Source organism: Lysinibacillus parviboronicapiens, from assembly GCF_003049575.1.
GTDB lineage: Bacteria > Bacillota > Bacilli > Bacillales_A > Planococcaceae > Lysinibacillus > Lysinibacillus parviboronicapiens.
Genome location: NZ_PYWI01000020.1, coordinates 69,152 through 80,464, shown reverse-complemented (window position 1 = coordinate 80,464; position 11,313 = coordinate 69,152). Strand labels below are relative to the sequence as shown.

The window sequence follows — 11,313 nt, the reverse complement described above, 5'->3', positions numbered from 1 at the left end:
ATATCAATTATTATAATAATGTTCGTATTAAACAAAAACTGGCCGGCATGAGTCCGGTAAATTACCGAAAACATGCCAGCCAATTAGCTGCATAATAAAACTCTAACTTTAAGGGGTCACTACCGAAATGCGCCCGATTGTTGAATATCGTTTTTCAATTAAAGGCCCTGTAATTGAAATATAGGAACGATAAAAAATGCAGTTTTAAAGCGTCAAATATACAGGTTATTATTCAGATAACACACTCTACATAATCTTGAAAAGTACTATCGTAGCCCTGTTTATATATTTGCATAAAAAGCTGTATAAACAATATTCAAAGGAAAATCCACGAAACGCTGATATTACAACGTTTCGTGGATTTTAAGCGTGTTTCCAAACTTTCATTTGAGAACGTTTTTTTATTTGAAATTTATATTATATTTACTAAAAAACAGCGATATTCTATCAGCCTTCTACAGTTGGCTAGAAGAAAGGGAATAAATAAAAAAGAGTAAGAGTAGCAACTTCTAATCCATTTTAATTTTCTTATACTTTGTGAAATACATTATAGAAAAAAATATAATCCAAAAAATAATTATTAAATACACAAGAGCAGTGAGAGGTTCGGTAAACGGATTAACATTATTTTGATAATCTTTAATAATTAGAATAGCTAACACCAAAATTGAACTCCAAAACATAATCATCAAATATAATTTCATAAGATTCTAGCCTCCTTTCTATTTACATTTTATCATTAATAATGTAAATTATGGATATATTGTAAAAAAGTACTGGAGGAAAAGTGTATGACTGTTAAAACTAGTAACTATTTCAAATTTTTAACTTCTTTCGTTACCATCTTTTTATTAAGTGTAATTTATTTTTCGGAAAATTCCAACGCTGAAGAAAATTCCTATGTTGAAGAAAATATTACTCATACAGTAATTGAAGTTGATTTGGATAATAACTTAAGTTTAAATCCTTTGAATGATACCCTTATTGAACCATTTAATGGTTACGCAGTAATTGAAGTAGATAAGCCTATTAAACATCAGGGCTATTTAAGTAATAAAGTTTTAAACGATATGAAAGATAGACAAAGCTTACAGATGGCTATTCTTGATATAATTGAAGCTGCTGCAATACCTACAGGCGGGGGTGTCTCAATAGCAGTTGCCAAAGCATTTAACCATGGGCCTACAAAACTAGCAGAAGCAGCTCTTACAGGTGACCATGCTTATGTAGTAACTGTATATGCAAGTGGTGTTGCGCCAAGTTTATCAGTAATTACTTATATTTATTACACAAAACAAACATTAAGATTTGTATATCAACCATAAAAAGAGTAGGCACATAAATTTATGTGCCTACTCTTTTTCAAGCCCTCAGCTCTTGGTACGACCGAGATATGAAGAGCACTAACTCGACATATTCTACGTTGAAGTTAATATACAAACATCCCCAAAGCGTCGTTTGGTAACATATCATAAAAGGTTGTTATTCAATAATATGGCCCGTTTGTTGAATAAAATAACTCACAATAATGTCCAAACATTCTCCTAATAAAAAAACACTTTGCATGTTGAATAGTGTCCATTATTAATTTCTGTAGATTTCTGTAATCTCCCCTTTATTATAATAGCTTTTTAAGCTTTGGACACATTTATAAGTAATCATAAATAGGCCACACGTGCTAATCCATGTTTCAATAACTGCTCTTGAACACTTATACCCTCTTTGGTATAAATATAGGCGAGTAGTCTTTTATATTTATCACGATAAGAAACATCAAATTCTAAATATACTGTATCTTGACCAGCTAATAGTTGCTTAGTAAATTCTTTAGCTTGTGGTCCATACGGTTGCTCTCCTAATGTCTCATGATTAGTTTCAGGGGTATCCACAAGTAAAAACCTAACCTTTTCGGAACTACCATTATATTTTATTCTTATAGTATCACCGTCAATTACATTTTCTAGCTCAAATTCTTCAAACCTACTTACATCGTATTTCTCAGCATTTTCTAACGTTGATGATATAAGACCCTCTATATCTTCATTCTCAATAATATTCGTACTAGCTTCTTCTGTGCATGCACTCAGAACCAATGTAGAAATGAATATAGCAAAAATAAATTTCTTCAAATGTACACCCTACTTTCTAACCTATATCCCTTTATAAAACTAAAAATCCTCAGTTAAATTAAAACTGAAGATCTTAAATTTATTTGAATATCAAATATAATACAAAAGCTAAAATAATTGTGCCACTTGTAATTAGCGTCTTAATATCTTTGTCACTCATTTTTCGTACCTCTCTTCAGCATTCATTAATATCTTATTTAAGTCTATTATCAATACATTAATATCACAATGAATTTGATTTATTTGCTCCTAAAAATTTTTCAATAATAATTTAATTATCTCCTTACATAAAAAAACCTTCAGTCTCAAAAACCGAAGATAGAAATCTTTATTTAAATATTAAATATAAAACAACAGCAAGTATTATTGTACCACTAGTTATTAGTGTTTTAATATCTGATTGTTTCATTTATTTCACCCTCACGTTAATCATGTATTATTTGTATAATAATACACTGTTTAGAACCTATTATTAAATAAAGTTCACCTTTATCACAACAAATTTTGATTTTCTCTTATATTTTCCAATACTTTTATCAATCTGCTGTTAATAAACAGATTGATAAAAGTATTGTTTTCTTAACAAAAAATCTTCAGTTATATTAAACCGAAGATTTTTAACATCTATCTAATTAAGTGACCTATATTTATGCCAAATAAATTCCATACCTTTTCATTTAGCGCCCTTACTATTTATTTTGGTGTAGTGGCACTAAAACATGGGTAAACAACCATTCCTTAAATTTATGATGTACATATAAATATGTACAGTTTTATATAGATAAGCCATCATAAGCTTTTATATATTCATGTAGTAGTTACCTTACAACTATTTGTCATCATCATGCTTTAACAGTAGCCCTATCCACTTAGATATTTACTGAAGTACAGCAAGCGACCTATATCAGTCTGATTGGTTCAGCTAATCATCTGCGGAGATGTGGAAAAGACCCCACTGATTGAAAATAATTTCACGTTGTTTCTATTGTAAAATATCAATCTACTACATTCAAGTTATGTAGATGTTATTGCAACCCAATGATTAGGGGACACTTCAACGAGTTCACTGTTTTCTACATCATATTGTACTTGTGTTTCTTCACTCCCTGCATCCGCATATTTTCTTTTTTCTATTGCTGGATCTGGAATAGGAATAGATTGCAGCAATGCACGTGTATAAGGGTGCTGTGGATTCGTATATAGCTCCTCACTTTCTGCAAGCTCAACAATTTTCCCACCGTACATGACAGCCACACGATCGCTTATATGCTTAACCATTGATAAATCATGTGCAATGAATAAGTATGTCAAGCCAAGACGTTGCTGTAAATCTTTTAATAAATCGACAATTTGCTTTTGAATCGATACATCTAGCGCAGATAGTGGTTCATCACAAACGATGAAATTCGGTTCAACAGCTAATGCTCGTGCAATTCCTATACGTTGGCGTTGACCACCTGAAAACTCATGGGGAAAACGCATTGCATGTTCTTTGCTTAAACCTACAAGTTCAAGTAAATGTTCTACTCGTTGTTGACGTTCCTCAGTTGTTTTCACAAGTTTATGAATATCTAGCGCCTCTCCAACAATATCTACTATTTTTTTTCGAGGATTCAATGAAGAATATGGATCTTGGAAAATAATCTGCATATGACGCCGCATCGCTTTTAATTGCTTTGCTGATAGTCTTGTAATTGGCACCCCTTGGTATAAAACTTCGCCATTCGTAGGTTGATGCAACTGCAAAATTGTACGTCCTGTAGTAGATTTACCTGAGCCTGATTCACCTACAAGCCCTAATGTTTCTCCAGGGTAAATATGGAATGATAGATCATTAACCGCCTTTACTGTTTGACCACGTCCTAACTCGAATTCCTTTGAAAGACGCTCTACTTGAATTAATGGTTTCGTTGCGTCTATTCCTGCTGAGATATTTGCTAATGGTTTTGGCTGTTTCTTCTCATGTAATTTTGGTAAAGCATTCAGCAGTTTTTTTGTATAAGGATGCTGGGCATTCGCAAAAATTTCCTCTGTCGTACCTTGCTCAACAATCTCGCCTTCCTTCATGACAATAATCCGATCACACATGCCAGCAACAACACCCAAGTCATGTGTAATTAAAATAATGGAAGTACCCATCTTCTGTTGCATATCACGCATTAATTTTAGTATTTGCGCTTGAATAGTGACATCTAGAGCTGTTGTAGGTTCATCTGCAATCAGTAAAGACGGCTTACAGGCTAATGCCATCGCAATCATAACCCGTTGACGCATACCACCCGAAAATTCATGTGGGTATTGTTTATAGCGTTGTTCTGCATCTCGGATTCCTACAAGCCTTAATAATTCTAGTGTTTGCTTATAAGCATCCGCTTTTGATAATGATTGGTGCTTTCTTAAACTTTCAGCGACTTGTTCTCCTATTCGAATGGTAGGGTTTGTAGATGTCATTGGATCTTGAAAAATCATACTTATGTCTTGCCCACGTATAGTTTCCATCTGCTTTTCGCTTAGGGCAGTAATCTCTTGTCCGTGAAAAAGAATTTCTCCCGATTTTAAAAATGAAGGTGGTGATGGTAATAAACGCATAATGGAACGAGCCGTTACACTTTTCCCACTACCTGACTCTCCTACTATTCCGAGTGTTTCACCTTTATTTACATGAAAACTAACACCATTTACTGCTTCAAATTCTGTCTCGCCAGTAATAAAGGACACGCGAAGATTGTTGATTTCTAGAAGCTTTTCACTCATTCAATCCACCCTTTTTTAAATTTTATGATTGACTTAATATCATGTATAATTCATACTTTACAATACTGATAGGAATTATACAATATAATGCTTTTTATGTCATTTACGTTTGGAGGAAATGCATGGTTATTTTAAAAAATCGTTCAACAACAAAGGAACATGTATTCTTTTTTACAGTTTATCAAAAGCTTATGCATCTACGACCCTATATGTTGTTACTCTTTCTCTTAAGTATCTTAGTACATCCATTTACATATTTCTTATATCGCAAAAGAAAAAATTCACACGTATACAAGCAGAGGTTTGAGCAACAATGTCAGCACTATAAAGAAAATGGGTCTTACACAAAGTGGAAATGTGCATTTGTAGAACAAGAGCAAGCCAAGGCTCGCTTTTTCGGTGAACAATTGTCTGAACAGCAGTTACAAACATCAGCTACTTCTTTAGCAGAAGCAAAGCTTCAACGAATAGTCGAAAAAGATTTAGCCAATGAAGGCCTCTATAAGCAATCCTATTTACAGTTTTTTGGCCAGCAACTGAAAAAACAAAGTTTTATAGCCATCACGTTTGTACCAGCAATTTTATTTTATGTATTGCTACTATTGTTTGCGAATCCATTTCTACAATATGTTATTGAACGAATTTTACAAAGCTTCATCGTAATTATAGGTGTTGCTACTCTCGTTTTTACGATTTTATATTTGTCGCCGTTTGACCCAGCGAGAAACTTACTCGGAGTGGAGGCAACGCCTGCTCAAGTTGCAAACTTTAATCGTATTTATGGCTTGGATCAACCTTATTTATCACAGCTCTGGCATGCACTTTCAGGACTTTTCACATTTGATTTAGGTACATCATTTGCTGGGAAAGAAGATATTACACATAGCATCGCCAATAAATTTCCTATCACCCTTGAAATTGCCCTATTATCACTACTAATGGCCATTGCTATAGCCATTCCAGTTGGCATTATATCAGCAGTCCGCCCAAATTCTTATTTGGATTACACATTTATGTTCATTGCGTTAATTGGATTATCGATTCCAAGCTTTTGGCAAGGTTTACTATTCATTTTAACTTTCGCGTTAAAGCTACAGTGGTTTCCAGCCACGTATAACCCACAAAACAGGCTATCACTCTTGATGCCTGTTATCGTCTTGGGTACTTCTATTACGGCATCCATTGCCCGGATGACAAGGTCCAGTATGCTCGAAGTTATTCATGAAGACTATATTATTACTGCCAAAGCAAAAGGTTTAAATGAATATAAAGTTATCACAAAACATGCAATACGCAATGCCATGATTCCGATTATCACGGTGATTGGACTTCTCTTCGGTGGAATGTTAGGAGGGGCTTCAGTTACAGAGAAGGTTTTCAATATTAGTGGAATTGGTAGCTATATCGTTGATAAGCAATTTATACCCGATATTCCAGCCATCCTCGGTGGCGTAGTGTACATTGCCATTACCATTTCTATTGTCAATTTATTGATCGATATTCTGTATGCCTATTTCGATCCACGTATTCGCTCGAAAATGAAGAAGTCTTAAAGGAGGATTACCTGTGAAAACTATCGTACATGTCAAACTACTTTTGAAAATTACACAGGAATATGTCAATGCACATTTTACATTTGTCTTTTCCTTACTGTTTTCTTTATTATTTCTGGCTTATAGCTACAATTTTTCTAGTCAAAGCTGGCGACCAATTATTTTACTTTTTTTCTTTGTTTATATAATAACGACAGTTTATGTTGGCTTTCTGACATTGCGTATCAAGAGTGATTTAGCAAAATTTGGTGACATACAAAAAACAACGCGCTTGTTTGGTTTCCCTCTGTTGTTGACTATTGCTTCTGGCAATATTTTTTCAGTCTCTTTTGCTTTTATGCTCGTGTCAAAAACAAAGACCGCTGAATATACTTTTGCAGCCTATGCATTTATTACGCAGCTATTTATTATCGGTATTTCAGCTTTGAATTTATTTAAATCCTATGTAACAGATACATTTCTAGTAGCAATGGGGTTATTTTTAATACTTGCTATTTTTTATCTTGCGCTATTAGTCCTTTGTACAAAATTTGTTACGGCAAAGGACGCCCCTAAATGGATGATCGTACCTGGTATCTTGCTTGTCATTGCGACATTTACAGGTAATCTATTTGCAACTTTGCTAGGATTTAGCCTCATTCAAAAGGCTAGAAAAACTAATCCATCGGCCATTGAAAAATGGCAAAAAATGTGGCAAAAGATTTTACGTAACACGATGGCGGTATTTGGATTATTTTTCATAGTCTTTATCTTTTCATTATCTGTAACAAGTTCTTGGACGTTTGATTATGACTTTGCAACTAAAAATAACTATGGGGCATTGTTACAAACACCATCATTGGAGCATCCACTTGGAACTGATAATTACGGTCGTGACTTATTTTCTCGTATCGTGTTTGGCGCGCAAATCTCGTTAATTGTCGGATTTTTCTCAACAATTATCCCAGCGCTAGTTGGTGGGGCTCTTGGTGCATTTTCCGGCTACTATGGGAAAGCGACAGATAACATCATCATGCGCAGTCTTGATATTTTGTATGCAATCCCTGGGATATTACTTGCTATTGCTATTATTGCCGCCTTTGGTGCCAATACCATTAATCTAATCATCGCACTGAGCGTTGGAGCAATCCCAACATATGCACGCACTATGCGAGCAAATGTGATGCAGCTTTCGAATTATGAATTTGTTGAATCCGCTAGAGCTCTAGGGGCTTCTGATGCAGCAATCATCTTTAAGCATATTGTTCCGAACTCTTTAGCACCAATGATTGTCAAAGCCACATTAACAATTGGTGGAGCAGTAATTTCAACAAGTAGTTTAAGTTTTTTAGGGCTTGGTATTGAGCCACACATTCCTGAATGGGGAAACATTTTAAAGGTTGGTAGTACGTACCTGGAGACACATTCCTATGTTGCTATTTTCCCAGGTCTTTGTATTATGCTTCTCGTCCTGTCCTTTAACTTCTTAGGTGATGGTTTACGAGATGCTTTAGATCCAAAAACAAATTAGAAAAATTGGAGGTTCTTATATGAAAAAACTACTGTTATTTTTAGTCATCACAGTGTTAGCATTAGCCGGCTGTGTACAAACAAAAACAGATGTAGAGGGCGGTAAAGACTCTAAAGGCGATGGGAAATCGTCAATTGAACTTTTAGGTATGGCATCTGGTGAGGAAGATATGAATATTGTACGTGATCAACTAGTGAAAAATGGCTTTGATGTTAAGCTTAATATTCAGCCAGATTACGGTTCATTTTCAGCGCAAAAAGAAGCTGGTAACTATGATATAGCGCTTTCTAGCTGGACAACAGTAACTGGGAATCCTGACTATGCTGTTCGTGGTTTATTCAAAACTGGTGGCGACTATAGTGTGGTTGCCGACTCAAATCTAGACGCTTTAATTGATGAAGCAAGCACTTTAACAGGTGATGAGGCCATAGCTAAATATAAAGACTTAGAAGAACGATTAGTATTCGATCAAGCATATATTGCACCGCTTTACATTTCCAATAAATATCAGGGGATTTATTCTGAATTAGTCAATCCAAAATCTGTACTTTTGCCGAAATCACGCGCCCAAGTATGGGAGAATATTGAATTTAATGTTACTTCATTAAATTCAACAGAAACATTAATTTTACATCAAACACTTGATTCTTTAACATCACTTGACCCAATTAAAGGTAATGATGGCTCTATTAACACACTTAATACAAATATGTATGTTCGACTTGTCAATTTAACAGATACGGATGAAGTTGTTTCAGATGGCTCTTTATCCTATAACCATGCCATCGCTGATGGAAATCAAGAATACTACTTTATTTTACGGGACGATATTCATTTTGCAGCCGTAAAGGACGGGGCTGCTGTTGATACTGGTGAATTAGTTTCGGCTGAGGATGTAGTGTTCTCATTAAATCGTGCAAAAGATTCAAAATCAGTACCAGACCATCGTACTTATAGTATTCATGAAAATATCGAAACTGTAGAGACCGTTACAGACTTAACAGAGTTACAAAATAAGAAAGTGGCTGGTTCTGACAAATCTATTTTAGATGTATTAACTCAAAACTTACCTACTACTATAGCCCAATTAGTGAAAGATAAAGATGCCGTGAGTAATGCTTCTGGTGCTTATCAAGTGGTAAAAATTACAACACCGACACCATTCCCGCAAGTATTAAACTACTTAGCACATCAATCTGGTGGTATCGTGTCTGAAAAACAAGTAACAAGCATTAACACATTTGATGTAGCAAACTATAACCCTGATAAAGATATCGCGTATGGTGATCAAGCAACAATTACTGAAGGTAGTGCAACATACAATAACCAACTATATGCAAGTGGCCCATACATTCTTGTACAAAAGAATGATTATGAAGCACAATTCGTGAAGAACCCTGCCTATCGTGTAGGTAGTGAGTATGAACCAAAGATTGCGAAAATCAATGTTCGATTTATTGCAGATAATGATAGTGCCCTGTCAGCCTTACGAAACGGTGAAATCCACGTACTACAAGCAGTGCCAGAAACTAAGCTTGATATCGTAAAATCTGATGCCAAATTAACATTAAACACAGCAGATAGTAATGCTGTCACGTATCTACAAATGAACACATCTGGTCGTGCATTCTCTAAATCAGCTGATTTACGTAAAGCCATTCTTTATTCTATCAATCAAGATGAGTTCATCAGTTATTACCAAGGCAATAAAAAACCTGCTGTTTCAACTGTTTCTCCCTTAGTCAATACAGGATTAAAACTTGAAGCAGACAGTGAAAAAGTAAAAGAATTTTTACAAGCTGCGAACGATGCAAAATAACAAAAGAGCCATCCCAAACTATTTTTGGGAGGCTCTTCTTTATATATAGAAGAAACTCTAATCAATTATATCTTTGAGCAACTTTCAGCTGTCTGGAGACTTCTTCTTCATATATTAAATTTCATTATGTGATTTTGGTTTTGGTCCAAGCTCTTCAGGCTCAATATCGGCAAATGTTTCGCCTTCTTCTTCTAAGTCACGCATACGATGTGCAATACGCGAAGCTGCAGAGGCTGCAATACTAGCCACTAAATCATCTAAAAACGTATTGACATGTTGCCCAGGTTCTGTGTCGAGCTTTTTAATAATGCCAATTTTTTGTTTGTCTAAATGACCAAAAGTTGTTACAGCTATGCTGCCATATGTAAAAACAGATCCAAGAGCAATTGTTTCATCAACTCCGAATAATCCTTCATCGGATTCAATAATTTGTTGTAGTGGTGATGACAATAATTTTTTCTCTGCAAGTTCATCTAATTCAATACCTACTAATACCGCATGTTGGACTTCACGTTTACGCAGTACTCGCTCAACAGAATGAACACAATGCTCTAATGTCAAACCGTCGTTATATGATTTTTGCATTTCAAAAACAATTTTAGCAATGTCCTCTAGCGTTACACCACGACGAACTAGCGCACCTAAAGCGGCCTTCGCTACTTCTTCGGAATGCACGCGAATACTTTTATTATGCATATTCTAACCCTCATTTCCATTTTTATTGCTAGTACAAGGCTAGCCCAATCTATTATACCTTTACTTACGTAATATGATACAATTTTGTTACAAACTACATGAAGGAGTGTCATCGTTGGATAAGGGAACAGTTCAGGATTTAAAGTTTTATAGTGAAGCATTGCAAGAGGAATTACAGCTTTATATTTACGTCCCTGCAAATTATTCTCCACTATATAAATACAATTTATTAATCGCATCAGACGGCAAGGATTACTTTCAGCTTGGGGGTATTACTAAATTAGCTGATGAACTTATTGATGACTATGAAATCGAAAATTTAATTATTGTTTTCGTTCCATACAAAGATATTAAAGATCGACGTCACAAATATATGCCAAGCGGTGAACAACATGAAGCTTATCTTCGTTTTTTAGCACATGAGCTTGTGCCCTATTTAGATGAAGAATATGCAACATACCAAATGGGGATGAGCCGAGCAGTAATCGGTGACTCTATGGCTGCAACCGCTTCCTTAATGGCAGCTCTGAAGTACCCAAGCATTTTCGGTAAAGTCATTTTACAATCACCACTTGTCGATGAGGATGTCCTGAAAGCTGTTGAAAATTTCAAAGATCCAGGAGCCATTTCCATTTATCATATTATTGGCAAAAAAGAAGATAAAGTTGTCACAATGGATAAAACAGTAAAGGATTTTTTAACCCCGAATCGTCAATTGCATAATCTTATGTTAAGTAAAGGCTTTTCTACATTTTATGATGAGTTCGACGGCAATCATACATGGAAATATTGGAAACCTGACCTTCGCCGAGCTTTAATTGAAAATTTCAATTAATATTAGGTGATTCAAAT

At 35.0% G+C, this 11,313-nt stretch carries 9 protein-coding genes; 6 read left to right on the top strand and 3 right to left on the bottom strand.

What is annotated here, in order from left to right:
- Positions 1-2: 2 nt before the first annotated feature.
- Both C9J35_RS24890 and C9J35_RS16460 read left to right on the top strand, forming a co-directional pair.
- Positions 3-95 carry an IS3 family transposase gene (locus C9J35_RS24890; RefSeq protein WP_369122296.1) on the top strand — a complete coding sequence of 31 codons (93 nt, stop codon included), beginning with the start codon at positions 3-5 and terminating at the stop codon, positions 93-95.
- 696 nt (positions 96-791) lie between these two features.
- Complete coding sequence (locus tag C9J35_RS16460; protein ID WP_054768164.1) at positions 792-1,325, top strand: hypothetical protein; 534 nt, start codon at positions 792-794, stop codon at positions 1,323-1,325.
- Between the two features lie 333 nt (positions 1,326-1,658).
- Here the strand turns inward: C9J35_RS16460 and C9J35_RS16455 are convergent, their stop codons facing one another.
- Both C9J35_RS16455 and C9J35_RS16445 read right to left on the bottom strand, forming a co-directional pair.
- Complete coding sequence (locus C9J35_RS16455) at positions 1,659-2,129, bottom strand: thermonuclease family protein (protein WP_438941213.1); 471 nt, start codon at positions 2,127-2,129, stop codon at positions 1,659-1,661.
- 1,014 nt (positions 2,130-3,143) lie between these two features.
- A complete protein-coding gene (locus C9J35_RS16445; protein WP_107925329.1) occupies positions 3,144-4,883 on the bottom strand; it encodes an ABC transporter ATP-binding protein in 1,740 nt (579 codons plus the stop codon).
- Between the two features lie 122 nt (positions 4,884-5,005).
- Between C9J35_RS16445 and C9J35_RS16440 the strand changes: the two genes are divergently transcribed.
- Genes C9J35_RS16440 through C9J35_RS16430 form a run of 3 tightly spaced genes read left to right on the top strand, consistent with a single transcriptional unit; the run spans position 5,006 to position 9,765 of the window.
- Entirely contained in the window at positions 5,006-6,436 is a 1,431-nt protein-coding gene (locus C9J35_RS16440; RefSeq protein WP_107925328.1) for an ABC transporter permease, read from the top strand.
- A 13-nt stretch (positions 6,437-6,449) separates the two neighbouring features.
- Positions 6,450-7,946: an ABC transporter permease gene (locus tag C9J35_RS16435; RefSeq protein ID WP_107925327.1), complete on the top strand. Its 1,497-nt coding sequence runs from the start codon at positions 6,450-6,452 to the stop codon at positions 7,944-7,946.
- Between the two features lie 19 nt (positions 7,947-7,965).
- Positions 7,966-9,765, top strand: coding sequence for an ABC transporter substrate-binding protein (locus C9J35_RS16430; RefSeq protein ID WP_054768165.1), 1,800 nt, complete (start codon positions 7,966-7,968; stop codon positions 9,763-9,765).
- A 114-nt stretch (positions 9,766-9,879) separates the two neighbouring features.
- Here C9J35_RS16430 and C9J35_RS16425 read toward each other — a convergent pair whose 3' ends face one another.
- Positions 9,880-10,461, bottom strand: a complete 582-nt coding sequence (locus C9J35_RS16425; RefSeq protein WP_107925326.1) for a phosphatidylglycerophosphatase A family protein — start codon at positions 10,459-10,461, stop codon at positions 9,880-9,882.
- 115 nt (positions 10,462-10,576) lie between these two features.
- On the opposite strand from C9J35_RS16425, the gene C9J35_RS16420 reads away from it, so the two are divergent.
- Complete coding sequence (locus C9J35_RS16420) at positions 10,577-11,296, top strand: alpha/beta hydrolase (RefSeq protein ID WP_107925325.1); 720 nt, start codon at positions 10,577-10,579, stop codon at positions 11,294-11,296.
- The last annotated feature ends 17 nt before the right edge of the window (positions 11,297-11,313 follow it).

What these genes read in the sequence shown, in the direction of transcription:
- C9J35_RS16460 (WP_054768164.1), top strand. Translation starts at nt 792, where the DNA reads ATGACTGTTAAAACTAGTAACTATTTCAAATTTTTAACTTCTTTCGTT.
- C9J35_RS16445 (WP_107925329.1), bottom strand. Translation starts at nt 4,883, where the DNA reads ATGAGTGAAAAGCTTCTAGAAATCAACAATCTTCGCGTGTCCTTTATT.
- C9J35_RS16440 (WP_107925328.1), top strand. Translation starts at nt 5,006, where the DNA reads ATGGTTATTTTAAAAAATCGTTCAACAACAAAGGAACATGTATTCTTT.
- C9J35_RS16430 (WP_054768165.1), top strand. Translation starts at nt 7,966, where the DNA reads ATGAAAAAACTACTGTTATTTTTAGTCATCACAGTGTTAGCATTAGCC.
- C9J35_RS16425 (WP_107925326.1), bottom strand. Translation starts at nt 10,461, where the DNA reads ATGCATAATAAAAGTATTCGCGTGCATTCCGAAGAAGTAGCGAAGGCC.